Source organism: Pseudomonas sp. NFACC42-2, assembly GCF_900116055.1.
In the GTDB taxonomy this organism is placed as follows: domain Bacteria; phylum Pseudomonadota; class Gammaproteobacteria; order Pseudomonadales; family Pseudomonadaceae; genus Aquipseudomonas; species Aquipseudomonas marginalis.
In genome coordinates this window covers 95177-119449 of record NZ_FOZO01000012.1, presented here as the reverse complement: position 1 = coordinate 119449, position 24273 = coordinate 95177, and the positions used below count along the sequence as shown (strand labels likewise).

The following is a 24273-nucleotide window of genomic DNA, read 5'->3' as shown; positions in this document are numbered from 1 at the left end:
TTTTGACGGCATTCCACACGGAGCCCGTATTTCAGTCAGCAGTCGCTGAACGATTTCCTTTGCTCACCCGTCATACCACTCAGCCCTGCGATTAGCCCCAAACCGCCTATTCATGTTTAACTTGAACGTTCGTTCAAGTTAAACCCGGTGGTTCGCTGCCCGCTCACAACAGGAGGCTTACCTTTGCTGAGTCCGTTTTATACAGCCACATCCCTCACCCTCGGGGTGCATCGTTCATGAGTGCATCGTCCACCCCATCCAGCGGCCTGGTGCGCATGAATGCGCCGGTCTTCTACTTTGCCGCCACCTTCATCTTGCTGTTCGGCATCACTGTCATCGCTATCCCGCAACAGGCCGGTGCCTGGTTGCTGGCGGCGCAAAACTGGGCGGCCAACACGGTCGGCTGGTACTACATGCTGGCGATGACCCTGTATCTGGTCTTCGTGGTGGTCACCGCGCTATCGGGCTACGGCAAGATAAAACTCGGTGCCGACCACGACGAGCCCGAATTCAGTTACCTGTCCTGGGCCGGCATGCTGTTCGCCGCAGGGATCAGCATCACGTTGTTCTTCTTCTGCGTGTCCGAGCCGCTGACGCACCTGGTGCAACCGCCCCAGGGCGAGGCCATGAATGCCGACGCCGCGCGCCAGGCCATGCAGGTGCTGTTCCTGCACTGGGGCCTGCACGGCTGGGGCGTGTTTGCGTTTGTCGGCATGGCGCTGGCGTATTTCGCCTACCGGCATAACCTGCCGCTGGCGTTGCGCTCGGCGCTGTACCCGCTGATCGGCAAGCGCATCAACGGCCCTATCGGCTATGCGGTGGATGGCTTCGGCATCATTGCCACGGTGTTCGGCCTGGGGGCCGACATGGGCTTTGGCGTGCTGCACCTCAATTCCGGCCTCGACTACCTGTTCGGCGTTGCCCACACCCAGTGGATCCAGGTCGGCCTGATCACCCTGATGATGGGCGCGGCGATCCTGGTCGCCGTGGCCGGCGTCGACAAGGGCGTGCGGGTGATGTCCGACATCAACATGCTGCTGGCCTGCGCGCTGCTGCTGTTCGTGTTGTTCGCCGGGCCGACCCAGCACTTGCTCAACACCCTGATCCAGAACATCGGTGATTACCTGGGCGCGTTGCCGACCAAGAGTTTCGATGTGTACGCCTACGACAAACCGAGCGACTGGCTCGGCGGCTGGACGGTGTTCTACTGGGCCTGGTGGATTGCATGGTCGCCATTCGTAGGCCTGTTTATCGCGCGCATTTCCCGTGGCCGGACCATCCGCGAATTCGTGTTCGGCGTGCTGCTGATCCCGCTGGGCTTCACCCTGGCGTGGATGTCGATTTTCGGCAACAGCGCCATCGACCAGGTGCTCAACCACGGGATGGCCGCCCTCGGCCAGTCGGCCATCGATGATCCGTCGATGAGCCTCTACCTGCTGCTGGAAACCTACCCGTGGAGCAAAACCGTGATCGCGGTCACGGTGTTTATCAGCTTCGTGTTCTTCGTCACGTCGGCCGACTCCGGCACCGTGGTGCTCTCGACCCTGTCGTCCAAGGGCGGCAACGCCGACGAAGACGGGCCGAAATGGCTGCGGGTGTTCTGGGGCGCGATGACCGCGCTGGTCACCAGTGCCTTGCTGTTTGCCGGCAGCATCGATTCGCTGAAATCGGCGGTGGTGCTGACCTCGCTGCCGTTCTCGCTGATCCTGTTGCTGATGATGTGGGGGCTGCACAAGGCCTTCTACCTCGAGTCGCAAAAGCAGATTGCGCAGTTGCATTCGTTGGCGCCGGTGTCGGGCTCCCGCAAGGGCACCGGCGGTTGGCGCCAGCGTTTGAGCCAGGCCGTGCATTTCCCGTCGCGGGACGAGGTGTACCGTTTCCTTGAGGCCACGGTGCGTCCGGCGATCGAAGAAGTGACGGCGGTGTTTGTCGAAAAAGGCCTCAACGTCGTCACCCAGCCGGACCCGTCCAACGACAGCGTCAGCCTGGAAATCGGCCACGGCGAAGAGCATCCGTTCGTGTACCAGGTGCAGATGCGCGGCTATTTCACGCCCTCATTTGCACGCGGCGGCATGGGGTCCAAGCAGCTCAACAATCGCCGCTACTACCGCGCGGAAGTGCACTTGAGCGAGGGCAGCCAGGACTACGACCTGGTGGGCTACACCAAGGAGCAGATCATCAACGATATCCTCGACCAGTACGAGCGGCACCTGCAGTTCCTGCACTTGGTGCGTTGAGGCTCAGGCCCTGAGGTACAGGGCCAGTGACACCAAGGGCACGCCAAACACGCCACTGCCGATCACCAGCTCCGACACCAGGGGTTGGCCGGCAGTGACCATCCCCACGGCGCCATTGATCACTGCCACCCCCAACCAGATCGCCACAAAGCTGTAGGCCAGAATGTGTCGGCTGACGCCAAGCTTCTGCCCGATCAACAGCATCAGGGCCAGCAGCATCAAGCCCGCGGTGATCACCAGGGTGGTGTGCATGTTCAGAGCTCCTTGCCCAGCGCGTTGTCCAGGGAATAGCGGCCTGCACCGCGAAACACCAGGTACAACGATAGCAGCGCCAGCAGCACCGGGTACTCGATGCCTCGGTCGATCCACGGCCACGTCGGCCCCAGCAAGTAAGCAATGGTCAACATCTGCACGGTCAGCATGGCCGCGACCAGCCGTGTGCCCAGGCCGAGGATCAACAGCAATCCACCGACCGCTTCCAGCAAGGCCACCAGCAGGCCGATCAGCTCCGCCTGCGGCAAGTGCAGGCGGTTCTGGATCAGGTTGATGGAGGCCGCCATCGGGTCTGCCATCGAACCATGGGCGTTGCCCAGCAATTTGGGCAGCCCGTGGGTGACCATGATCACCCCAAAGCCTGCGCGCAGCAGCGTGTAGGCCAGGGGTTCGGCGAAGCGGTAAAGCGGGGCGAGTGCGGGGATCAACAAGGTCATGGCGAGCCTCCGTGTTTTCAGTGGTTGACCGGCTTGAGCAGGTCCTGCAGACCGACTTTCCAGAACAACTCGGCACGTACCCGGTCGGCCACACCGTTGACGATTTCGCAGCCGTCTTCGGACGGGTCGATATGCCGACGCAAAGGGCGTGTGCCGAAGGGCAAGTCGACGATCTCGACGATGGCCTGGGCGACTTCAGCCACATCAGCATCCGCGGGCTCCAGCGCCGCCAGGCCGTGCAGGGCAGCTTGCGCCACACCGGCATAAGGGCCGTCTTCATACTCACTCACCCGCGCCTGGTCGGCGGGCTTGCCGGAGTGGACGAAGTGGTTGGTGCCCTTGGTGAATGCGCCGGGCACGATGATCGAGGTCTCGATGCCCCAGCGGGTCAGCTCACTGGCGTAGGACACCGCCAAGGAGTCCATCGCCGCCTTGGCCGCGAAGTACGGCGCCAGAAACGGCGGTGTTCCACCACGAGCGCTGCTGGACGACACCCACATCACCAGGCCTTTGCCCTGCTTGCGCAAATACGGCAGTGCGGCGCGGTTGACCCGCTGGGTGCTCAATACGTTGATGTCATACAGCTGGGCGAATTGCTCCGGCGTGAAGGCTTCGGCCGGGCCGAACGACATGTGTCCGGCGTTGTGGATGATCACATCCAGGCGTCCGCAGTCCGCGACAATCCTGGCAACGCCGGCCTCCACTGAATCGCTGTAGGCCACGTCCAGCTCGACACTGCGCAAGTCCACCTGATGCGTGTGGGCATAGCGCTGCACTTCGGCCACCTGCGGCGCATTGCGCCCCAGGGTTTCGCGCATGCTGGCGTAGACCGTATGGCCGGCGTCGGCCAAGGCGCGGGCGGTGAGCGCGCCAAAACCGCTGGACGCACCGGTAATCAGGATGATCGATTTCATGGGGGTGACCTCGTCGGAAGTGGGCTTAGGCGTGGCGGTGGAAACGTTGCTGCACGGCGTGGGAGAACCAGCCGGCGAGGGCCCCGAGGCTGCTGGCACCGCCCAGTTCGGCGAAGGTTTCCAACGATGGCTCGAGGTGCGAGGCGAAGTAGGTGATCAGACCGAGAAAGTAGCTGACGAGGTTGTTCATCACCGGTACGGCCCTCAGGGAAACCACGACCATGGCCACGACAAACACGACGGCAGGTAATGCCCATACGCCGAGAATCGGAGCCAAGACAGCGATGCTCCTGGCCGCCAACATGCCGAACACAATCCCAAGCAATACGCAGCCGAGGTTGGCCAGGCCGTCGCGCAGGGTCAGGCCGCGACTGAAGAAGGCGACCCAGCCGACAAACATCGCCCAGACGGGCAAGGTCAGCATCCCGCTGGTGCCTGCCGCCACGGCGGCAGTGGTCGCCGCGATGGCTGTTATCAGGTTGAACATCCACTTGGATTGACTGCGAGTGTGATTAGTACGGTCGAGTGAGTTCATGAGCACGACTCCCTATTTTTGGTGGGTGGTTTAAACGAGCCCGCCGTTGGCGCGCAGGATTTGCCCATTGATCCAGCCACCGGCCGGGCTCACCAGAAACGCCACCACGCGGGCGATGTCTTCCGGTTGTCCAAGGCGTTCCAGCGGCGGCATTTTGGCCATGCCCTGGATCTGCTCTTCGCTCTTGCCGTGCTGGAACAACTCGGTGGCGACCGGGCCTGGCGCCACGGCGTTGACGGTAATGCGCCGCCCGCGCATCTCTTTGGCAAACACCTGGGTCAGGGACTCCACTGCCGCCTTGCTGGCGATGTACACCGCGTAGCCGGGGAGGTTGAGGCCGACGGTGCTGCTGGAAAAATTGACGATGCGCCCACCGTCGTTCAAGCGGGTGTCGGCTTCACGCAGGGCGTTGAACGTGCCACGGGTGTGGATATCGAAGTTCTGGTCGTAGAGTTCGTCGCTGTGCTGGGCCAGGGGCAGCGTCTTGAGAATGCCGGCGTTGTTGATCAGCACATCGACCTTGCCCAATTGCGCCTCGGTTTCGTCGAACAGGCGCTTGATGTCGGCGGGTTTGGCGACGTCGCCTTGGATCGCTATGGCCTTATGGCCCGCCTGGCGCAGTTCCACCACCAGCTTCGACGCCTCGGCGGCGCTGCTGGCGTAGTTGATGGCCACGGCGTAACCGTCGGCGGCGAGTTGTTTGGCGATGACGGCACCAATACCACGGGAAGCGCCGGTGATGATTGCCACTTGAGTCGTCATGATCTGGGTTCCTTGAACGGGGGTCTGGAAGCAGATTCACATGTTTACCCTGGCCGATAAATGCGCCAGAGTTGCCTTGACTGTTCAATAATCGCCAACAATAAGGGTGTAGGAGTACAGCGTGGATCAAGTCAAAGCCATGAAGGTCTTTGTGCGTATTTACGAGCGTTCCAGCTTCACGCTGGCGGCTGATGACTTGAACCTGCCCCGTGCGACCCTGACTCACACCCTCAATCAATTTGAAGCCTGGCTGGGTACGCGCCTGCTGGAACGCAGCACTCGGCGTGTGCGCCCGACCCTGGATGGCGAGGCGTACTACCAACGCTGCGTGCAGCTACTCGCGGAGCTGGAAGAAGCCGAGTTGGCGTTCCGCAGCGTGGCGCCCAAGGGGCGTTTGCGCGTGGACCTGCACGGCACGCTGGCCAAGTATTTTGTGGTGCCGGCGCTGCCGCAATTCATGGCGCGATACCCGGATATCGAGCTGTCCATCAGTGAGGCGGACCGCTTTGTCGACCTGATCGCCGAGGGCGTGGATTGCGTATTGCGTGCGGGCACCCTGGGGGATTCCGCGTTGATTGGTCGGCGCGTCGCCAACCTGCGCCAGGTGACGTGCGCGAGCCCTGCCTACCTGCGCAAATACGGCGAACCCAAGAGCCTGGCCGAGTTAAGTAAACACCGCGCGGTGAACTACGTTTCACGCACCACGGCCAAGCTGTTTCCGTTCGAGTTTATGGTCGATGGCGAGTTGCAGGAAGTGAGTATCGACGGTGCGCTGTCGGTGTTCGGCGCGGAGATTTACTCCGCCAGTGCGGTGGCGGGGTTGGGGATTATCCAATGCCCGCATTACCGCATGGCCGATCTGATCGAGCAGGGCGTGATGCGCGAAATTCTGCAGGAAACACCGCCGCCCTTGATGCCGGTGTCGGTGCTTTATCCACAGAACCGACACATGTCGCCGAGGGTGCGTGTGTTCGTCGACTGGCTCGCGGAAATCTTCGAAAACGCCCGCTAACCCGCGTAGTTAAAGGCTTTCATAAATTTAATTTCATCCGTCTACATCGGGTTTTGACGCGTAACTGTCATCTGGTCACTGCGTAATTGTGTGAAGCGTTTGACGCTTTCATTTCAGAACAGTGACGGAGAACGGTAACAATGAAGACGTTGATAAGCCCTATGGTGGGTGCCGCCATGGCGAGCTTTATGCTGTCCGCCCACGCCGATTTTATCGATGACAGCCACGCCGACGTGACCCTGCTCAACCGCTATCTCAACCAGCAGGGACGGGACGTGGTGGGCAGCAATGCCAAGGCCCATAGCATTCGGGATTGGGGCCAGGGGTTCGAGTTCAACTTCAAGTCCGGCTACACCGAGGGGCCGGTGGGCTTCGGCCTCGATCTGCAGGCGTTCTACGGCTTGAAACTGGATTCCGGCGGCGACCTCAACGACAAGGATCACCAGGGCCGCTACCCCGGCAGCATGTTCCCGCTGGACAACGGCAAATCCGCCGATCAGTTCGGCGTGCTCAGCCCGACGTTCAAGATGCGCTTTGCCAAGGATGAGTTGCGCGTCGGTACGCTGTACGGCAACAACCCGGTGCTGGCCAACACCGACGGGCGCCTGTACCAGCAGACCAATACCGGTGTGCAACTGGTGTCCAAGGACCTCAACGACTTCACCTTCACCGGCGGCGATATCTTCAAGACCAAGATCCGCAACGAAACCGGCGACCAGGGCATGATCACCGCCGGCGGGACCAAAGAGAGCGACCGCTTCCTGTTCGGTGGTGCGGACTACACCGGCATACAGAACACCACCGTCAGCCTGTGGTACTCCAACCTTGAGGATTACTACCAGCAGTTTTTCCTCGGTGCCAAGCGCCATGACGCCTTGTCGGTCGGTGCGATCGATACCGACGTGCGCGTGTTCCGCAGCCTGGGTGTGGGCGGCAACGCCGACGGCGACAAGGACTTTGCCGCAGCGGGCCTGTATGGCGATGGCGTGAACAAGGGCCGCATCAACCAGTCCACCGTCAGCCTGCTGGAAAGCTACAGCCTGGACGGCCATACCGTCGGCCTGGGCATCCAGAAAAACAGCGGCGACAGCGACTTCCCGTACCTCGACTCCGGCCTTAACAGCGGTGACGCTCGCCAAGGCCCAGGCTCGGGTGCCGATACCCCGGCGCTGACCAACATGCAGTTGAACAAATTCCAGCATGCCGGCGAACGCACCTGGCTGGCGCAGTACAAATATGATTTCGGCAAACTCGGCCTCAACGGCCTGACCTTCTCCGCCGCCTACGCCCACGGCGATGACATCCGCACCGCCCAGGGCACCACCAGCGAATGGGAGCGAAACGTGGCGGTGGCGTATCAAGTGCCGACCGGTACCCTCAAAGGCCTTGGCGTCACGTGGAAAAACGCCCATGCCAGTCCGGACATCACCGGTGCCACCGTGCAGGATGAAAACCGCTTCTATGTCAGCTATGTCGTTCCACTCTGGTAGGAAATTGCTGTAAAACGGAAGGGCAGACTTAAGCGATTCAGCTGGTTAAAAGGCCTGGGAATATCGTTATTCCCAGGCCTTATTTGCCTACGTCCAAGAGAGGATTCGATGACTTACATTGCTGCCGAAAACCGCTATGAATCTATCCCGTATCGCCGCGTAGGCCGCAGTGGACTGGTGCTGCCGGCACTGTCCCTGGGGCTGTGGCACAACTTTGGCGACAGCACCCCGATCGACACCCAGCGCGCCCTGCTGCGCACCGCGTTCGACCTGGGCATCAACCACTTCGATCTGGCCAACAACTACGGCCCACCCTACGGCAGCGCCGAGATCAACTTCGGTCGTTTGCTGCGCGAAGACTTCAAGCACTACCGCGACGAATTGATCATCTCCAGCAAGGCCGGCTGGGACATGTGGCCTGGCCCCTACGGCCAGGGCGGCGGCTCGCGCAAATACGTGCTGGCCAGCCTGGACCAGAGCCTGCAACGCCTGGGCGTCGACTACGTGGATATTTTCTACTCCCACCGTTTTGATGCCGACACGCCCCTGGAAGAAACCGCCAGCGCCCTCGCCACCGCCGTGCAACAGGGCAAGGCGTTGTACATCGGTATCTCGTCTTACTCCGGGGTGAAAACCCGCGAAATCGCCGCGCTGCTCAAAGAGTGGAAAGTCCCGCTGCTGATCCACCAACCGGCCTACAACCTGCTTAACCGCTGGGTGGAAAAAGACCTGCTGGACACCACCGAAGAGCTCGGCGCAGGGGTGATTGCCTTCACGCCGCTGGCCCAGGGTTTGCTCACCGACAAGTACCTCAATGGCGTACCGGCCGACGCCCGGGTCAACCGTCCGGGGGGTGGTTCGTTGCAGGCCAAGCACCTGTCTGAAGCCAACCTTGCCCACGTACGTGCGCTGAACGAAATCGCCCAGCGCCGTGGTCAGAGCCTGGCGCAATTGGCGCTCGCCTGGACCTTGCGCGACCCACGGGTGACCAGCGCGCTGATCGGCGCCAGCCGGCCGGAGCAGATCATCGAAAACGTCGGCGCGTTGAAGAACTTGAGCTTCAGTGCGGAAGAACTGGCGGAGATCGATCGGTTTGCGCAGGAAGGTGGAATCAACTTGTGGGAAAAGCCATCCAGCGCGGAATAACCTGATAGCGCCGGGTCAATGTGGGAGGGGGCAAGCCCCTCCCACATTTGATTTGCAGTGTGGTTTAGAACGGCACATCCCCAAGAATCGTCGCCCGATGCATCACCCGCCGTTGCGGCCGGTAGTCATCCACCGCGTAATGCTGGGTCACGCGGTTATCCCAGAACGCCACGTCGTTCTCCTGCCAGCGCCAGCGGAGGGTGAATTCCGGGCGTGTCGCGTGGGCGAACAGCAACTTGAGGATCGCCTCGCTTTCCGCCGGTTCCAGTTCATTGATCCTGGTGGTAAACCCATCACTGACAAACAGCGACTTACGCCCGCTCACCGGATGCGTGCGCACTACCGGGTGCGACAGCGGTGGGTTTTTCCTGCGGGTTTCTTCCCAGCGCGCCAGGTCTTCGGCACTGTTGCCAAAGCGTTCCAGCGGGAAGGATTTGGTGAAGTCGTGGGTAGCCGTCAGCCCATCGAGCAACCGCTTCAACGGCTCGGACAGCGCCTCGTACGCCGCGATACCACTTGCCCACAGCGTATCGCCGCCGTACGCCGGCAGCAGCTTGGCGCTGAGCACCGCGCCGAGGGCCGGGGTGGGCAGGAAGGTCACATCGGTGTGCCATACGGCGTTGTCGCGTACGTCGGTGACGGCGGTGTCGAGGATCAGCACTTCGGGCTGTTCCTGCACGTTGGGGTAGATCGGATGGATGTGCAGGTCACCGAAGTTCGCCGCGAACCGCGCCTGTTGCTGCGGGGTGATCGGCTGGCCACGGAAGAACAGCACCGAATGGCTGAGCAACGCCTGTTCGATGGCATCGCGATGTTCGGTGCTCAGCGGCCGGGTAATATCGACGCCACTGATCTGGGCGCCCAGGGCGGTACTCAAGGGGGTAACGGTCAGGCTGCTCATGCTGTTCTCATTCAATGTGCCTGGCCATGCCAAGGCACTAACTTACGCTGCAGGGCGCGCAGGCCCATTTCCATGGCGAAGGCGATCAGGGCGATTACCAGGATCCCCAGCACCACCACATCGGTCACCAGGAACTGCGCCGCCGACTGCACCATGAAACCCAGGCCGCTGGTGGCCGCGATCAGTTCGGCGGCGACCAGGGTCGACCAGCCCACACCCAGGCCGATGCGCACCCCGGTGAGGATGTCGGGCAGGGCGCTCGGCAGGATCACATGGCGAATCAGCTGCGCACGGGTGGCACCCAGCGACTGCGCCGCCCGCAGCTTGGCCGGGTCGACGGTGCGTACGCCGGTCGCGGTGGCGATGGCAATCGGCGCAAAGATCGCCAGGTAAATCAGCAGCACCTTGGACAGCTCGCCGATACCGCACCAGATCACGATCAACGGCAGGTAAGCCAGGGGCGGAATCGGCCGGTAAAACTCGATCAGCGGGTCGAGAATGCCGCGGGCGATGCGGTTGGCGCCGATGGCAATGCCTACCGGCACGGCGGTCAGCACCGCGAAGCCCAGGCCCAGGCCGATCCGGCTGAGGCTCGCGCCCAGGTGCTGCCACAAGGTGGAATCCATATAGCCCGTGGTCGCCAGCAGCCAGCCTTTTTGCAGCACGGCCGAGGGCGGTGGCAGGAACAACGGTTCGATCAGGCCGGTGGCGGTGACGGCCCACCAGAGGACCAGCAAGGCGACCAGGGTCGACAGGCTGATCCAGCGTGTGCTCAGGCTGCGCCGCACCGGGATAACGGTGTGGGCCACCGGCTTGGCAGCGGTGGCGGGGAGTTCGTAGCTGCTCATGCGGACACCTGCCGTTGCGAGAACACTTTGCCCAGCACGTGTTCGCGGGTTTCGATAAAGCGCGGGTCGGACTTGATCGCCCGCGCCGACTCACCGGCGGCGTAGCGCTGGCCGAAGTCCAGGTGCAGGCGTTCGACGATCTGGCCCGGATTGGGCGCCAACAGGATCAGGTCGGTGGCGAGGAACACCGCTTCTTCGATGTCATGGGTAATCAGGAACACCGGCTTGGCCGTGCGTCGCCAGACTTGCAGCAACAGTTCCTGCATTTGTTCGCGGGTGAAGGCATCGAGGGCGCCGAAGGGTTCGTCCATCAGCAGCACGCGCGGGTCGGCGGCCAGGGCGCGGGCCAGGCCGACGCGTTGCTTCTGGCCGCCGGAGAGTTGCCAGATGCGGCGATTGTCGAAGCCGGCGAGGTCCACCAGCGCGAGCATTTCCCGGGCGCGCACTTCGCGCTGCGCCTTGGGCACGCCGGCCAGTTCCAGGCCGAAACCGACATTGGCCAGCACGTCCTGCCAGGGCAGCAGGGCGTCGTCCTGGAACACCACGCCGCGTTCGGCACTGGGGCCTTTGACCGGCACGCCATCGAGGGTGATGCGCCCGGCGGACGGTTCGACAAAGCCGGCAATCAGGTTCAACAGCGAAGTCTTGCCACTGCCGGACGGGCCGAGGGCCACCAGCAATTGCTGGGGCCCCAGGTCGAGTGAAATGTCGGACAGTACCGGTTCTGTGGCGCCTGGGTACTGTGCGCTGATGCGCTCCAGTTGTAGCAAGGCCATCGCGATGAACTCCTTGAATCAGTTAGTGATGAACTTGGCGCTGACGTAAGGGGCGTAGTCCGGCAGCACGGCGTCGACCTTGCCTTGTTCCTTGAGGAACGCAGCGGTATCGGTCACGGCCTTGGTGGTCGGTGCGCCCAGCAGGGTCACCTGGTCAGCGGCCAGCGGGTAGACGTTGCCTTGCAGCAGCAGCGGGATGTCGCTGGCCTTGGCGCCGGAGAGTTTCACCAGTTTGTCGACGTTGCCTGTGTCGGCGAGCCAGGCTTGTGGGTCTTTGCGGTAGGCGGCGTAGGCATCCAGGGTGACCTTGGCGAAGGCGGTGACGATTTCCGGGTGCTTCTCGGCAAAATCCTTACGCACGATCCACGCATCGAAGGTCGGCGCGCCGAACTTGGCCAGCTCGCCGGAGGTGATCAGCACCTTGCCGTTTTCCTTGGCCACTCCCAGGGCCGGGTCCCATACGTAGGTAGCGTCGATGTCACCGCGCTTCCAGGCCGCGATGATCGCCGGTGGTGCGAGGTTGAGGATGGTCACTTTCGATGGGTCGATGTTCCAGTGCTTCAGCGCGGCCAACAGGCTGTAGTGGCCGGTGGACACGAAGGGCACGGCGACTTTCTTGCCGATCAGGTCCTGGGGACTGTTGATTCCGGAACCATTGCGCGCCACCAGGGCTTCGGCACCGCCGATCTGGGTGGCAACCAGGAAGGTTTCCACCGGCACCTTGCGGGTGATCGCAGCGGTCAGCGGGCTGGAACCGAGGTAGCCGATCTGCACGTCGCCGGAGGCGATGGCGGCGATGATGTCGGCACCATTGTCGAATTTGCGCCAGTCGATCCTGGCGTTTGTGGCTTTTTCATACGCGCCGTCGGCCTGGGCAACTTTGGCCGGGTCTACGGTGGTCTGGTAAGCGATGGTTACATCCGCCGCCTGGGCAAACAGGCTGGCACCGGCCAGGGACAACGCGGCCAGGAGGCGCAGAGGGGTTAACAGTTTCAAGGGGAAGCTCCTCAATCAGGCGGCCGAGGGTCGGCGTGTGAGGAGACTAAATGATCTAAGAATTCGAAAATAAATAACATTTTCGAATTAGCTTATGGGCGAAAGGTTGAAGCGAATCTTGAGCTTGATGAGGGCAAATGTGGGAGGGGGCTTGCCCCCTCCCACCATGGACCGAGTTCGGTCTTAGTTACTGATCGCCAGAATGCTCGCCTGGTACGAGCCGACAAACACATCAAAATCGCCCACTTCGTTCTGCTCCAGTTCCGCCTGCTGCGCCAGCGACGTGCGCGCCAGCTCTTCAAAGCGTGCCTGCTCTTCAGCCGGCAACGGCTCGCGGCGGAAGTACTCGGCGTGCACCTCGCTCTGATGCAGGGAGAACTGCGCGAAACTCTCTTTGCGCTCGGCCATCGCCGCCAATACCTGCGCCGAAGGGGTCAGGGACGGGTCCTTGACCTTGGCCAGCTGGGCGTCCAGCGCCTGGCTGTGTTCGGTGATGCCGTGGCTTTCATCCAGCAGCGCAGCCAGCGGGGCAATCTTCTCCAGCAGCTCGGTGGCCCATTCCTTCATGTCCACGGCCTGGCCCTTGCGCTGCAATTGCAGGCCCGGGCGCCGGCCTTCCTTGACCACGCTGAGGAAGTTGGACGTGGCGTTGCCGCACTCGTTGTCGGCAAACAGCGGGCTGTCGTTCAGCGCGCAGTACAGCAGGAATGCGTCGAGGAAACGCGACTCCGGCAGGTCGATGCCCATCGGCAGGAACGGGTTGATGTCCAGGCAGCGCACTTCGATGTACTGGATGCCACGGGCCATCAGCGCCTGGATCGGCCGCTCGCCGGTGTAGGTCACGCGCTTGGGGCGGATGTTGGAGTAGTACTCGTTTTCGATCTGCAGGATGTTGGTGTTGAGCTGTACCCACTCACCGTCCTTGTGGGTGCCGATTTCGACATAGGGCGCGTAGGGCGTTGCCACCGCTTCGCGCAGGCTGTCGGTGTAGCTGGCCAGGTCGTTGTAGCACGGCGTCAGGCCTGCCTGGGCGTTGCTCTGGTAACCCAGGTCGCTCATGCGCAGGCTGGTGGCATACGGCAGGTACAGGGTGTCGGGGTCGAGCACTTCCAATTGGTGCGAGCGACCGCGCAGGAAACCCGCGTCCAGGGCCGGCGAGGCGCCGAACAGGTACATCAGCAGCCAGCTGTAGCGGCGGAAGTTGCGGATCAGCGCGATATAGGCCGTGGACTGATAGTCGCGGTCGGTGCCGACGAAGCCTTCAGTCTCCTTGAGCAGCGGCCACAGCTGTTCCGGCAGGGAAAAGTTGTAGTGGATGCCGGCGATGCACTGCATGGTCTTGCCGTAACGCAGGGCCAGGCCCTTGCGGTACACGTACTTGAGCTGTCCGATATTGGAGGTGCCGTAGTAGGCAATCGGAATGTCTTCCTCGGCCGGCAACGGGCACGGCATCGAGGGGCTCCACAGGTATTCGCTGCCGAGCTTGGTGTAGGCAAAGCGGTGGATCTTGTCCAGGCTGCTCAGGGTGTCGGCCGGGTTGGGCAGGGCCGGAGTGATGAACTCCAGCAGCGATTCCGAGTAGTCGGTGGTGATCTGTTCATGGGTCAACGCGGCGCCCAGCGCTTCGGGGTGCGGCGTTTGCGCCAGGCGACCCTCACCGGTGACACGTAGGCATTCACGCTCGATGCCGTGCAAGCACTGCTCTAGCAGGGAGAGGTGTTCGCGCTTGCCGAGCAGGGCCAGGCGGCGGTTGAGAAGTTCGCTCAAGTTGGATTCCTTCACGCGTCAGTCGCCCCAATATGGGGGTGGGCAGGACGGTCTACAAGGGTGAAGTTAAAACTGGCGTGATCGCCTGGTTTTGAGTCGATTTGACCCGCGTTAAAAAAGCCTACTTCACTCCATGAATTGGGCTATAGCGCAGCAAGAAAATTCCGACGCTGTTATCGCAGCGCCGAAATTAACTCAAATCGGGGGCGGGGAGCTATAGGACAGCGAACGTGCCCTGTGCTTTTGCGACAAGTCTTTCGTCCTGATACACATCGGCTTCGACCACCAGCGTGCGCCGGCCGGCGTGAATCACGCGGCTGGTGCACAGCACATTGCCGTCTTCCACGGCGCGGATGTAGTTGATCTTGCATTCGATGGTCGCGCTCTGCTGGTCAAACCCATGGGCGCTGGAACAGGCCAGCCCCATGGTGATGTCCACCAGGCTGAAAATCGCCCCGCCATGGAGCTTGCCCGCGCGGTTGCGCAGGTGCGGCTCCAGGGTCAGGGCCACTTCGGCAACGCCTTCTTCGAGGCGTTGCAGGCGGCAGCCGATCAGTTCGCTGAACGCGCTCTGGGTCAAACCGGCGGGGATTTCCATCAGCGTTTCTTCAACTGCTTGGCGTTGGCGAACAGCGAGGCCATGGCGTTGTTGCTTGGCGCTGCGGTGGCGGTTTCCTTGCGCGGTTGACTGTTTTCGGAGCGGTTCTGCGACTGGCGCGGTGCCGAGCCAGGACGTGCACCACGGGCACCGTCGATTTTTTCGCCGGGGGTGTCGCCCATGCGCATCGACAGGCCAACGCGTTTGCGTGGGATGTCGACTTCCATGACCTTGACCTTGACCACATCACCGGCTTTCACCGCTTCGCGCGGATCCTTGATGAACTTCTCCGAAAGCGCGGAAATGTGCACCAAACCGTCCTGATGCACGCCGATGTCCACAAACGCGCCGAAGTTGGTCACGTTGGTGACCACGCCTTCGAGGATCATGCCCAGTTGCAGGTCCTTGAGGTCTTCCACGCCGTCCTGGAACTCGGCGGTCTTGAACTCGGGACGCGGGTCGCGGCCAGGTTTTTCCAGCTCTTGCAGGATGTCGGTGATGGTCGGCACGCCGAAGGTTTCGTCGGTGTACTTCTTTGGATCCAGGCGCTTGAGGAACGCGGCGTCGCCGATCAGCGAGCGGATATCGCGGTCGGTCTCGGCGGCGATGCGTTGCACCAGCGGATAGGCTTCCGGGTGAACAGCTGACGAATCCAGCGGGTTGTCGCCGTTCATCACGCGCAGGAAGCCGGCGGCTTGCTCGAAGGTTTTTTCACCCAGGCGCGCGACTTTTTTCAGCGCGGCGCGGGTTTTGAAGGCGCCGTTTTCGTCGCGGTGAGTGACGATGTTCTGCGCCAGGGTGGCATTGAGGCCGGAGATACGCGCCAGCAGCGCCACGGAGGCGGTGTTCACGTCCACGCCCACGGCGTTTACGCAGTCTTCCACCACCGCATCCAGGCCGCGTGCCAGTTTCAGCTGCGACACGTCGTGCTGGTACTGGCCGACACCGATGGATTTAGGATCGATTTTCACCAGCTCTGCCAGCGGATCCTGCAGGCGACGGGCAATGGACACCGCGCCACGGATCGACACGTCGAGGTCCGGGAATTCCTTGGAGGCCAGTTCCGACGCCGAGTACACCGAAGCCCCGGCTTCGGAGACCATCACCTTGGTCATCTTCATGGCTGGGTATTTCTTGATCAGCTCGGCGGCCAGCTTGTCGGTTTCACGGCTGGCGGTGCCGTTGCCGATGGCGATCAGGTCCACGGCGTGCTTGGCGCACAGCGCAGCCAGGATCGCCAGGGTCTGGTCCCACTTGTTGTGCGGCACGTGCGGGTACACGGTGGCATGGTCCAGCAGCTTGCCGGTGGCATCGACCACGGCGACCTTGCAGCCGGTACGCAGGCCCGGGTCGAGGCCCAGGGTGGCACGTGGACCGGCCGGGGCGGCCAGCAGCAGGTCGTGCAGGTTGTGGGCGAATACGTTGATCGCCTCGGTTTCGGCGCCGTCGCGCAACTCGCCGAGCAGGTCGGTTTCCAGGTGGGTGTAGAGCTTGACCTTCCAGGTCCAGCGCACGACTTCACCGAGCCACTTGTCCGCAGGACGATTCTGATTCTGGATGCCGAATTGTTGGCCGATCATGCCTTCGCACGGGTGCATGGTGCCCGGCAGTTCGTCACCGACTTTCAGCGCGGAGCTGAGAATGCCTTCGTTGCGGCCACGGAAAATCGCCAGCGCACGGTGGGACGGCATACTTTTCAGCGGTTCGTCGTGTTCGAAGTAATCGCGGAACTTGGCGCCTTCTTCCTCTTTGCCGGCGATGACGCGGGCGCTGAGGGTGGCTTCCTGTTTCAGGTAGTTGCGCAGTTTTTCCAGCAGGTTGGCGTCTTCGGCGAAACGCTCCATCAGGATGTACTTGGCGCCTTCGAGGGCGGCCTTGACGTCGGCAACGCCTTTTTCGGCGTTGATGAAGCGCGCGGCTTCGGTCTCCGGGGTCAGCGATGGGTCGTTGAACAGGCCGTCGGCCAGTTCGCCCAGGCCGGCTTCCAGGGCGATCTGGCCCTTGGTGCGGCGCTTCTGTTTGTACGGCAGGTAAAGGTCTTCGAGGCGGGTCTTGGTGTCGGCGAGCTTGATGTCGCGTTCAAGCTGAGGTGTCAGCTTGCCCTGCTCCTCGATGCTGGCGAGGATGCTGATACGCCGTTCGTCGAGTTCTCGCAGGTAGCGCAGGCGTTCTTCAAGGTGCCGCAACTGGATGTCGTCGAGGCTGCCGGTCACTTCTTTCCGGTAACGGGCGATGAAGGGCACCGTGGAGCCTTCATCCAGTAGAGCGACGGCCGCTTCGACCTGTTGTGGGCGTACGCCGAGTTCTTCGGCGATGCGGCTGTTGATGCTGTCCATAAAACCACCTGAAATTCTGAAAAGCAGCTCGCAGGCCCGGAAAACAAGGCCTTGCGCGGCTGGTTGAGCGGCCCGACCGGCGCCGCTACCTGGGTCAAGAGGCAGCCTATTGACCCTCGAAATCGAAAAAATCACCACAAGCGGGAAAAAAAGCCCGGCAGTAAACGGCAACGATCTGACGTTGCCCTGCACGAAGGCGCCGCATTATAACCAGCGTTCTGCCCTTGGGGGGTACTGCGCCAGTGGTTGGAAGGCGCGGGTTCGCTGGCAGTAGAGGAAAAATCTGCTAACAATGCACACGGTGCGTATAACGGCAGCTACGCCATAATGCGCGCCGAGATAAGAGGAGCATCCAATGAGCAGCACTGCACAAACTGCTGAAGGCGAAAAAATTCTCATCGTTGATGATGATCCGGGGCTTAGCAGCCTGCTGGAGCGTTTCTTCAACTCCAAGGGCTATCGTGCCCGCGCGGTGCCGAACACCGAGCAGATGGACCGTCTCCTGGGGCGTGAAGTATTCAACCTGGTCGTACTCGACCTGATGCTGCCCGGCGAAGACGGCCTCACCGCCTGCAAGCGCCTGCGCGGCGCGAACAACCAGATTCCAATCATCATGCTGACCGCCAAGGGCGATGAGCTGAGCCGCATCAAGGGCCTCGAGCTGGGCGCCGATGACTACCTGGCCAAACCCTTCAACCCAGACGAGTTGATGGCGCGGGTCAAAGCCGTGTTGCGTCGTCAGGCACCGCCGGTACCGGGCGCGCCGGGCAGCGAAGACGAAAGCGTTACCTTTGGCGACTACGAACTGTCGCTGGCAACCCGCGAGCTCAAGCGTGGCGACGAAGTGCACATGCTCACCACCGGTGAATTCGCCGTGCTCAAGGCCCTGGTGATGAACGCGCGTCAGCCGCTGACCCGCGACAAACTGATGAACCTGGCACGCGGTCGCGAATGGGACGCCCTGGAGCGCTCCATCGACGTGCAGATTTCCCGTCTGCGCCGGATGATCGAGCCGGACCCGTCCAAACCTCGGTATATCCAGACTGTCTGGGGTGTGGGCTATGTGTTTGTGCCGGATGGCACCGCAACCAAGTGACCGATGATTTGCAGGGCGGGCATCCTGGCGCTTGACTCCATGAGGGTCGACGGGATGCCCGGCGTCTGCAATTCTGCGAGCGCCGCTCGTTCCTGCAAGGTGTCCAGCTGTCTTCTATGAAAACCCCTCTGTGGTTCCCGCAAAGTTTCTTCTCCCGCACCCTTTGGCTGGTGCTGATCGTCGTGCTGTTTTCCAAGGCGCTGACACTGGTTTATCTGCTGATGAACGAAGACGTGCTGGTGGACCGGCAGTACAGCCACGGTGTCGCCCTGACGCTGCGTGGTTACTGGGCTGTAGACCCTGAGAACCGCGAAAAGGTAGCCAAGGCCTCGACGTTGACCCGCGTTGACGGGGCTGGTGTACCCGAGGGTGAGCAGCATTGGCCCTACAGCGAGATCTACCAGCGCCAGATGCAGGCCGAGCTGGGCGAGGACACCGAGGTGCGCTTGCGCATGCATGTTTCACCTGCGCTGTGGGTAAGGGCGCCGAGCCTTGGCGATGCCTGGATCAAGGTTCCGCTGTATCCGCACCCTTTGCGGGGGCAGAAGATCTGGAACGTGTTGGGTTGGTTCCTGGCCATCGGCTTGCTTTCCACAGCGTCCGCGTGGATTTTCGTTCGCCAGCTTAACCAACCACTTAAGCGCCTGGTGTTTGCCGCCCGCCAATTGGGCCAGGGGCGCAGCGTGCGCCTGCCGGTCAGCGATACGCCCAGTGAAATGACCGAGGTGTATGGCGCCTTCAACCAGATGGCGGAGGATGTCGAACAGGCTGGGCGCGAGCGCGAGCTGATGCTGGCGGGGGTGTCCCATGACTTGCGCACGCCCTTGACGCGATTGCGCCTGTCCCTGGAGCTGATGGGCAACCATAGCGATCTCACCGACGACATGGTTCGCGACATCGAAGACATGGACGCGATTCTCGACCAGTTCCTGGCGTTTATCCGCGATGGTCGTGACGAGGTGGTGGAGGAAGTCGATCTCACGGACCTGGTGCGTGAGGTTGTCGCGCCCTACAACCAGAATGGCGAGCAAGTGCGCATGCGCCTTGAGCCGATCCAGCCGTTTGCGTTGCGTCGGGTGTCGATGAAGCGCCTGCTGAACAACCTGATCGGCAACGCTTTGCACCATGCCGGTTCGGATGTTGAAGTGGCTGCGTATGTGTCTGGCGACAGTGCTGCGCCGTACGTTGTGCTGAGTGTGATGGACCGGGGAGCGGGCATCGATCCGGACGAACTGGAGGGTATCTTCAACCCCTTCACCCGTGGCGACCGTGCCCGGGGTGGCAAGGGGACCGGCTTGGGGCTGGCGATCGTGCGGCGGATTGCGTCGATGCACGGCGGCAATGTCGAGTTGCGTAACCGCGAAGGCGGTGGCCTTGAGGCGCGGGTACGTTTGCCGCTTGGGCTTATGCTGCCAAGGGACGCGGTCTAGAAACAGCTGCAGGTTTCAAGCTTGAAGCCGCAAGAGGAGGGCAGACAGCTTTTGCCCTTTCTTGCGGCTTATCGCTTGAAGCTGGCAGCCGCGCGTTTAGCCCTTACCCTTGGTCCTGGTCATATTCGGTCCACCATTCTTCTCCAGATGTTGAATGATGATCCCCGCCACATCCTTCCCAGTGGTGGTCTCTATCCCTTCCAGGCCCGGCGACGAGTTCACCTCCATCACCAGTGGCCCATGGTTGGAGCGCAGGATATCCACACCCGCCACTGCCAGCCCCATGACCTTGGCCGCTCGCAACGCGGTCATGCGTTCTTCCGGGGTGATCTTGATCAGGCTGGCGCTGCCGCCACGGTGCAGGTTGGAGCGGAACTCTCCGGGCTTGGCCTGGCGCTTCATGGCTGCGATCACCTTGTCGCCCACCACGAAGCAGCGGATATCCGCGCCTCCGGCTTCCTTGATGTACTCCTGGACCATGATGTTCTGCTTGAGGCCCATGAACGCCTCGATCACGGATTCCGCGGCTGTCGCGGTTTCACACAGCACCACACCGATGCCCTGGGTGCCTTCGAGCACCTTGATCACCAGCGGCGCGCCGTTGACCATTTCGATCAGGTCGGGAATGTCGTCGGGGGAGTGGGCAAAGCCGGTGACCGGCAGGCCGATGCCCCGGCGCGACAGGAGTTGCAATGAGCGTAATTTGTCCCTCGATCGCGCAATGGCCACCGATTCATTGAGGGGGAAGACCCCCATCATTTCGAACTGGCGCAGCACCGCGCAGCCATAGAACGTCACCGAGGCGCCGATACGCGGGATTACCGCATCAAACCCCTCCAGCGGTTTGCCGCGGTAATGGATCTGCGGCTTATGGCTGGCAATGTTCATATAGGCACGCAACGTGTCGATCACCACCATTTCGTGGCCACGTTCGGTGCCGGCCTCGACCAGGCGGCGGGTGGAATACAGACGCGGGTTTCGCGACAGCACAGCAATCTTCATGCAGCACCTGGGGCAGAAATAGTAGAGACCGGGAACACCGGCTTGTCTTGAACGTACTTGACGCCGGGATTGACCACCAGGTGGCCGTCAATCAGCGCCTTGGAACCCAGCAACAGGCGATAACGCATGGCTTTGCGGCAGGCCAGGGTGAACTCCACCCGCCATACCCGATCACCCATTGCCAGGGTGGTGCTGATCACGTAGCGCACCTGCGCATGGCCATTGGAGCTCTTGATGGTTTTCATCGTCACCAGGGGCGCTTCGCAGCGGCGGTGACGCAGTTGCACGACGCTGCCCAGGTGCGCGGTAAAGCGCACCCACTTCTCGCCGTCGCGCTCAAACGGCTCGATGTCGGTGGCATGCAGGCTGGAGGTGCTGGCACCGGTGTCGATCTTGGCACGCAGGCCTGCCACTCCCAAGTCGGGAAGTGCCACCCATTCACGCAGACCTACAACGGTCAAATGGTCAAATGTCTTCAATATGGGTAACCGGTCAATTCGCCCACGCCTGAGGAGAAACCTCGGCCAGGGCTTTGAATGCAGGCCTGGCGAACCAGTAGCCTTGCATCAGAAATATTCCACAGTCAGACAGAAAGTCGCGCTCGCCGGCACTTTCGATGCCTTCGGCGATGACAGTAACGTTCAACTGCTCACAGATTGTGACAATTCCCTGGACGATCACCTGTCGGGCACGATCCTGGTCGACATCGCGGATCAGTGCCATGTCGAGTTTGATCAAGTCGGGTTGGAAATCGGCCAGCAGATTCAGCCCCGAATAGCCCGCGCCGAAGTCGTCGATGGCGGTCTTGAAGCCGAACTCGCGGTATTCACGCAGAATATTCGTCAAATGGCGATAGTTATCTACATGCTCGCTTTCCAGTGTCTCGAAAATCAGTTGGTCCAGCGGAAAATTGTGCGCGCGAGCCGCCTCAAGGGTGCTTCGGATGCACAACTCCGGGCGGTACACGGCGTTGGGCATGAAGTTGATGGATAGGCGGGTTTGCATCCCCAAGGCTGCAGCACCGGCAATCGCCTGGGTGCGGCAGCGCTGGTCGAAGCGGTAGCGGTTGCTGTCATTGACCTTCTCCAGTACCGACATCGCCCCTTCGCCCTGTGTACCGCGCACCAAGGCTTCGTGGGCAAAAATCGAATGGTCCCGAAGGTCTACGATAGGCTGGTAGGCGAAAGCAAACTCGAAACCTAGGGGCTCGCTTTGCTGGCAGCCTGCGCAACGCTGTTCAGGCGAGGTGAGTGAAGTAGGAAAGTCGGTCACGGCGTATCCTCGCGAAAACAGGGTGCTACCTGGCGTATCTTAGGTGAGCCTTGAGGTTTATGCGTCGAAGGGTTTCAACGTTACAGTTGCGACATTTGTCAGAGCGAGGAATTCAAGTGGCTCAAAAGCAGGAAGAGGAAGAAAAGGTCCGTCTGGACAAGTGGCTTTGGGCGGCGCGTTTCTTTAAGACACGTGCCTTGGCCAAGGCCGCGATTGAGAGCGGCAAGGTGCATCATCGAGGCGAGCGCTGTAAACCAGGCAAAGAGCCACGTGTCGGTGATGAGCTCCAGATTCGGATAGGTTTTGACGAAAAGACCGTCGTGGTCCAGGCACTTTCCATCGTGCGCCGTGGCGCCCCCGAAGCACAGGCGCTGTACACCGAAACCGAAGCCAGCATTGCCAGGCGCGAAAATGCGGCTGCCCTGCGCAAGGCGGGCGCCACGGGGATGACCACCGATGGCAAGCCGAGCAAGAAGCAGCGCCGCGACCTGTTCAAGTTTCGCGGCAGTGGCAATGATGGCTGATTGCGCAGCGGCCCATTCAAATGTGGGAGGGGGCTTGCAGCGTTAAGGGGAGGTGCGCACGATGCTCAATCCACTGATCACTGGCAGCTTGCCAAGTAACCTGAAGATCGGCGTCGTCACGTGTAACAAAGCGGCCGACACCTTCGCCGCAAACGGTGTGTAACAACCCCAGCCCAACGCCAACAGTGCCAGCAGCACCCCGCCGATATAATCGTCCTGCCCCCAATGCGCGCCCGCCACCAGCCGCGGCATCATGAACAACAGCGCCAGGCCCCAGATCACCAGCACCTGGCCGATACGCTTGGCGAACACGCTCATGAACATTGCCCAGATCAGCAACACCGAGGCGTGATCCCCCGGAAAGCTTTGGCTTGAGCGGTCCTTCAGCTCCCAGGTCTTCTCCAGCCCCGGGAAATAGTCGCTCATCTGGATCGCCCCGGCGATGACCATCGACGGGCTGCTGTGTTGCCAGCCCATCTGCGCCGCGAGTTTGGAAAACAGCATGCGGATAAACAGCAAGAGCAACAAAATACCGACAAAACCTAACAGGGCCTGGCGTACCTGCGCGGCTTTGAACACCCAGTCGCCGCGAATCAGCAGCATCAGCAGGATCACCCCGACCACCGCATCAAACGGCCGCAGACTGGCCACGGCCCACACGTGCAGCCATGTCGCGTTGCTCGCCAGCGGGTCGTTGAGAAGGTGAAACAGCCACTCGTCGAAAATCACACACAGCATCTGCCCCGTGGGCCACAGCCAAAAACACAGCAGCCCGATAGCGAGTAGATTGCACAGAGCCCATCGCCGGAGGTTCCACTTGGCTTGGAACAAACCCGGATTGTTCATAAACTGTCCCTCTTCGCTCTATATAAGCTCTCTGTTTCCAGGAGAAAGCCGCACCAAGATGGTGCTAAAGCGTTTAATTTTATAAACCTTGTAACCAATTTGTCATCAATTCAGATACCCAGACCTATGACTGATCTACCGGATACCGACTTCACCCAACGCTTCATCTTCGACGAGAGCGACGCCCGCGGCGAAATGGTTTCGTTGGAGCGCAGCTACGCCGAAGTCCTCGCCAAGCACCCCTATCCGGAGCCGGTCGCACAACTGCTCGGTGAGCTGATGGCCGCTGCTGCGTTGCTGGTGGGCACCATGAAGTTCGACGGTTTGCTGATCCTGCAAGCCCGTTCCGAAGGGCCGATTCCGCTGTTGATGATCGAGTGCTCCAGCGAGCGCGAAATCCGAGGCCTGGCCCGTTATGAAGCCGACCAGATTGCCCCGGACGCCAGCCTGGTCGAGCTGATGCCCAACGGCGTCCTGGCGCTCACCGTCGACCCGACCTCAGGCCAGCGTTACCAGGGCATTGTCGACCTCGACGGCAAAACGCTGTCGGAATGCTTCACCAACTATTTCGTAATGTCCCAGCAAGTGGGCACCAAGTTCTGGCTTAACGCCGACGGCAAGCGCGCCCGTGGCATGTTGCTGCAGCAACTGCCGGCCGACCGCATCAAGGACGACGAAGATCGCGCTGAAAGCTGGCGGCACTGCATTGCCTTGGCCGATACCCTGAAAGCCGAAGAACTGCTGGGCCTGGACAACGAAACCATCCTGCACCGCCTGTACCACGAAGACCCCGTGCGCCTGTTCGACGCGCAGACCTTGCACTTCCACTGCAGCTGCTCCCGCGAGCGTTCGGGCAACGCCCTGGTCAGCCTGGGCCTGGAAGATGCGCAGAACCTGGTGGTGGAACACGGTGGCAATATCGAGATCGACTGCCAGTTCTGCAACGAGCGCTACCTGTTCGACGCTGCCGATGTAGCGCAATTGTTCGCTGGCGCAGGCATCGACACGCCTTCCGACACCCGTCACTAAAACGTTTAAGCACAGGTAAATCACCTGTCAAATGCCGGATTAGAGG

General features: G+C 61.5%; 24 protein-coding genes. 8 read left to right on the top strand and 16 right to left on the bottom strand.

Annotated elements, in window-relative coordinates; all coding sequences use genetic code 11:
- Positions 1–275 precede the first annotated feature (275 nt).
- On the top strand, positions 276–2237 hold the full coding sequence (gene betT / locus BM416_RS20745) for a choline transporter BetT (RefSeq protein ID WP_175539087.1): 1962 nt from the start codon (positions 276–278) through the stop codon (positions 2235–2237).
- 3 nt (positions 2238–2240) lie between these two features.
- Here betT and BM416_RS20740 read toward each other — a convergent pair whose 3' ends face one another.
- Genes BM416_RS20740 through BM416_RS20720 form a run of 5 tightly spaced genes read right to left on the bottom strand, consistent with a single transcriptional unit; the run spans position 2241 to position 5158 of the window.
- Complete coding sequence (locus BM416_RS20740) at positions 2241–2489, bottom strand: hypothetical protein (protein ID WP_092489299.1); 249 nt, start codon at positions 2487–2489, stop codon at positions 2241–2243.
- A gap of 2 nt (positions 2490–2491) precedes the next feature.
- Positions 2492–2947 (bottom strand): DoxX family protein, encoded by a 456-nt coding sequence (locus BM416_RS20735; RefSeq protein WP_256577566.1) that lies wholly within the window; start codon positions 2945–2947, stop codon positions 2492–2494.
- Between the two features lie 17 nt (positions 2948–2964).
- Entirely contained in the window at positions 2965–3861 is an 897-nt protein-coding gene (locus BM416_RS20730; RefSeq protein WP_092489298.1) for an SDR family oxidoreductase, read from the bottom strand.
- Positions 3862–3886: 25 nt separating this feature from the next.
- Entirely contained in the window at positions 3887–4396 is a 510-nt protein-coding gene (locus tag BM416_RS20725) for a DUF1097 domain-containing protein (protein WP_092489297.1), read from the bottom strand.
- A 30-nt stretch (positions 4397–4426) separates the two neighbouring features.
- Positions 4427–5158, bottom strand: a complete 732-nt coding sequence (locus tag BM416_RS20720) for an SDR family oxidoreductase (RefSeq protein ID WP_092489296.1) — start codon at positions 5156–5158, stop codon at positions 4427–4429.
- 121 nt (positions 5159–5279) lie between these two features.
- Here BM416_RS20720 and BM416_RS20715 point away from each other — a divergent pair, with 121 nt between their 5' ends.
- From BM416_RS20715 to mgrA, 3 genes are all read left to right on the top strand, one after another.
- Positions 5280–6170 carry a LysR family transcriptional regulator gene (locus BM416_RS20715; protein ID WP_092489295.1) on the top strand — a complete coding sequence of 297 codons (891 nt, stop codon included), beginning with the start codon at positions 5280–5282 and terminating at the stop codon, positions 6168–6170.
- 161 nt (positions 6171–6331) lie between these two features.
- On the top strand, positions 6332–7660 hold the full coding sequence (locus BM416_RS20710) for an OprD family outer membrane porin (protein WP_092489294.1): 1329 nt from the start codon (positions 6332–6334) through the stop codon (positions 7658–7660).
- A 108-nt stretch (positions 7661–7768) separates the two neighbouring features.
- Positions 7769–8806 (top strand): L-glyceraldehyde 3-phosphate reductase, encoded by a 1038-nt coding sequence (gene mgrA / locus BM416_RS20705; protein WP_092489293.1) that lies wholly within the window; start codon positions 7769–7771, stop codon positions 8804–8806.
- Between the two features lie 64 nt (positions 8807–8870).
- Here mgrA and tauD read toward each other — a convergent pair whose 3' ends face one another.
- The 7 genes from tauD to BM416_RS20670 all read right to left on the bottom strand — a co-directional run bounded on the left by tauD (position 8871) and on the right by BM416_RS20670 (position 17028).
- Positions 8871–9707 (bottom strand): taurine dioxygenase, encoded by an 837-nt coding sequence (gene tauD, locus BM416_RS20700; RefSeq protein WP_092489292.1) that lies wholly within the window; start codon positions 9705–9707, stop codon positions 8871–8873.
- An 11-nt stretch (positions 9708–9718) separates the two neighbouring features.
- The gene (tauC, locus tag BM416_RS20695; RefSeq protein ID WP_092489291.1) at positions 9719–10555 is read right to left on the bottom strand and encodes a taurine ABC transporter permease TauC; all 837 of its coding nucleotides are present in this window, start codon (positions 10553–10555) and stop codon (positions 9719–9721) included.
- Positions 10552–11331 carry a taurine ABC transporter ATP-binding subunit gene (tauB, locus tag BM416_RS20690; protein ID WP_065948520.1) on the bottom strand — a complete coding sequence of 260 codons (780 nt, stop codon included), beginning with the start codon at positions 11329–11331 and terminating at the stop codon, positions 10552–10554. Before tauB ends, tauC begins: the two co-directional genes overlap by 4 nt.
- 18 nt (positions 11332–11349) lie before the next feature.
- Positions 11350–12327: a taurine ABC transporter substrate-binding protein gene (gene tauA / locus BM416_RS20685; RefSeq protein WP_092489290.1), complete on the bottom strand. Its 978-nt coding sequence runs from the start codon at positions 12325–12327 to the stop codon at positions 11350–11352.
- Between the two features lie 183 nt (positions 12328–12510).
- Positions 12511–14094: a glutamate--cysteine ligase gene (gene gshA, locus BM416_RS20680; protein ID WP_092489289.1), complete on the bottom strand. Its 1584-nt coding sequence runs from the start codon at positions 14092–14094 to the stop codon at positions 12511–12513.
- 214 nt (positions 14095–14308) lie between these two features.
- Complete coding sequence (locus BM416_RS20675; protein ID WP_092489288.1) at positions 14309–14692, bottom strand: PaaI family thioesterase; 384 nt, start codon at positions 14690–14692, stop codon at positions 14309–14311.
- Positions 14692–17028, bottom strand: a complete 2337-nt coding sequence (locus BM416_RS20670; protein WP_092489287.1) for a Tex family protein — start codon at positions 17026–17028, stop codon at positions 14692–14694. The genes BM416_RS20675 and BM416_RS20670 overlap by 1 nt, the downstream gene beginning before the upstream one ends.
- A 355-nt stretch (positions 17029–17383) precedes the next feature.
- Here BM416_RS20670 and ompR point away from each other — a divergent pair, with 355 nt between their 5' ends.
- Both ompR and BM416_RS20660 read left to right on the top strand, forming a co-directional pair.
- A complete protein-coding gene (ompR, locus tag BM416_RS20665) occupies positions 17384–18124 on the top strand; it encodes an osmolarity response regulator transcription factor OmpR (RefSeq protein ID WP_015373500.1) in 741 nt (246 codons plus the stop codon).
- A gap of 116 nt (positions 18125–18240) precedes the next feature.
- The gene (locus tag BM416_RS20660; RefSeq protein ID WP_065925816.1) at positions 18241–19554 is read left to right on the top strand and encodes an ATP-binding protein; all 1314 of its coding nucleotides are present in this window, start codon (positions 18241–18243) and stop codon (positions 19552–19554) included.
- 96 nt (positions 19555–19650) lie between these two features.
- Here the strand turns inward: BM416_RS20660 and rimK are convergent, their stop codons facing one another.
- From rimK to BM416_RS20645, 3 genes are read right to left on the bottom strand one after another with little or no spacing between them, the layout of a single operon-like run.
- Positions 19651–20556 (bottom strand): 30S ribosomal protein S6--L-glutamate ligase, encoded by a 906-nt coding sequence (rimK, locus tag BM416_RS20655; RefSeq protein WP_003171022.1) that lies wholly within the window; start codon positions 20554–20556, stop codon positions 19651–19653.
- Positions 20553–21017, bottom strand: coding sequence for a retropepsin-like aspartic endopeptidase RimB (locus tag BM416_RS20650; protein WP_371856063.1), 465 nt, complete (start codon positions 21015–21017; stop codon positions 20553–20555). Before BM416_RS20650 ends, rimK begins: the two co-directional genes overlap by 4 nt.
- 31 nt (positions 21018–21048) lie before the next feature.
- Positions 21049–21828, bottom strand: a complete 780-nt coding sequence (locus tag BM416_RS20645) for a S6 modification regulatory phosphodiesterase RimA (protein WP_092489286.1) — start codon at positions 21826–21828, stop codon at positions 21049–21051.
- A 116-nt stretch (positions 21829–21944) separates the two neighbouring features.
- Here BM416_RS20645 and BM416_RS20640 point away from each other — a divergent pair, with 116 nt between their 5' ends.
- Positions 21945–22352, top strand: coding sequence for an RNA-binding S4 domain-containing protein (locus tag BM416_RS20640; RefSeq protein ID WP_092489285.1), 408 nt, complete (start codon positions 21945–21947; stop codon positions 22350–22352).
- Between the two features lie 42 nt (positions 22353–22394).
- Here BM416_RS20640 and BM416_RS20635 read toward each other — a convergent pair whose 3' ends face one another.
- Complete coding sequence (locus BM416_RS20635) at positions 22395–23198, bottom strand: phosphatase PAP2 family protein (protein ID WP_092489284.1); 804 nt, start codon at positions 23196–23198, stop codon at positions 22395–22397.
- Between the two features lie 126 nt (positions 23199–23324).
- On the opposite strand from BM416_RS20635, the gene hslO reads away from it, so the two are divergent.
- Positions 23325–24227 (top strand): Hsp33 family molecular chaperone HslO, encoded by a 903-nt coding sequence (hslO, locus tag BM416_RS20630; RefSeq protein ID WP_092489283.1) that lies wholly within the window; start codon positions 23325–23327, stop codon positions 24225–24227.
- Positions 24228–24273: the final 46 nt, after the last annotated feature.

Coding starts and splice junctions, on each gene's coding strand:
- betT (WP_175539087.1), top strand. CDS start 276: ATGAATGCGCCGGTCTTCTACTTTGCCGCCACCTTCATCTTGCTGTTC.
- BM416_RS20740 (WP_092489299.1), bottom strand. CDS start 2,489: ATGCACACCACCCTGGTGATCACCGCGGGCTTGATGCTGCTGGCCCTG.
- BM416_RS20735 (WP_256577566.1), bottom strand. CDS start 2,947: ATGACCTTGTTGATCCCCGCACTCGCCCCGCTTTACCGCTTCGCCGAA.
- BM416_RS20730 (WP_092489298.1), bottom strand. CDS start 3,861: ATGAAATCGATCATCCTGATTACCGGTGCGTCCAGCGGTTTTGGCGCG.
- BM416_RS20725 (WP_092489297.1), bottom strand. CDS start 4,396: ATGAACTCACTCGACCGTACTAATCACACTCGCAGTCAATCCAAGTGG.
- BM416_RS20720 (WP_092489296.1), bottom strand. CDS start 5,158: ATGACGACTCAAGTGGCAATCATCACCGGCGCTTCCCGTGGTATTGGT.
- BM416_RS20710 (WP_092489294.1), top strand. CDS start 6,332: ATGGTGGGTGCCGCCATGGCGAGCTTTATGCTGTCCGCCCACGCCGAT.
- mgrA (WP_092489293.1), top strand. CDS start 7,769: ATGACTTACATTGCTGCCGAAAACCGCTATGAATCTATCCCGTATCGC.
- tauD (WP_092489292.1), bottom strand. CDS start 9,707: ATGAGCAGCCTGACCGTTACCCCCTTGAGTACCGCCCTGGGCGCCCAG.
- tauC (WP_092489291.1), bottom strand. CDS start 10,555: ATGAGCAGCTACGAACTCCCCGCCACCGCTGCCAAGCCGGTGGCCCAC.
- tauB (WP_065948520.1), bottom strand. CDS start 11,331: ATGGCCTTGCTACAACTGGAGCGCATCAGCGCACAGTACCCAGGCGCC.
- BM416_RS20675 (WP_092489288.1), bottom strand. CDS start 14,692: ATGGAAATCCCCGCCGGTTTGACCCAGAGCGCGTTCAGCGAACTGATC.
- BM416_RS20670 (WP_092489287.1), bottom strand. CDS start 17,028: ATGGACAGCATCAACAGCCGCATCGCCGAAGAACTCGGCGTACGCCCA.
- ompR (WP_015373500.1), top strand. CDS start 17,384: ATGAGCAGCACTGCACAAACTGCTGAAGGCGAAAAAATTCTCATCGTT.
- BM416_RS20660 (WP_065925816.1), top strand. CDS start 18,241: ATGAAAACCCCTCTGTGGTTCCCGCAAAGTTTCTTCTCCCGCACCCTT.
- rimK (WP_003171022.1), bottom strand. CDS start 20,556: ATGAAGATTGCTGTGCTGTCGCGAAACCCGCGTCTGTATTCCACCCGC.
- BM416_RS20635 (WP_092489284.1), bottom strand. CDS start 23,198: ATGAACAATCCGGGTTTGTTCCAAGCCAAGTGGAACCTCCGGCGATGG.
- hslO (WP_092489283.1), top strand. CDS start 23,325: ATGACTGATCTACCGGATACCGACTTCACCCAACGCTTCATCTTCGAC.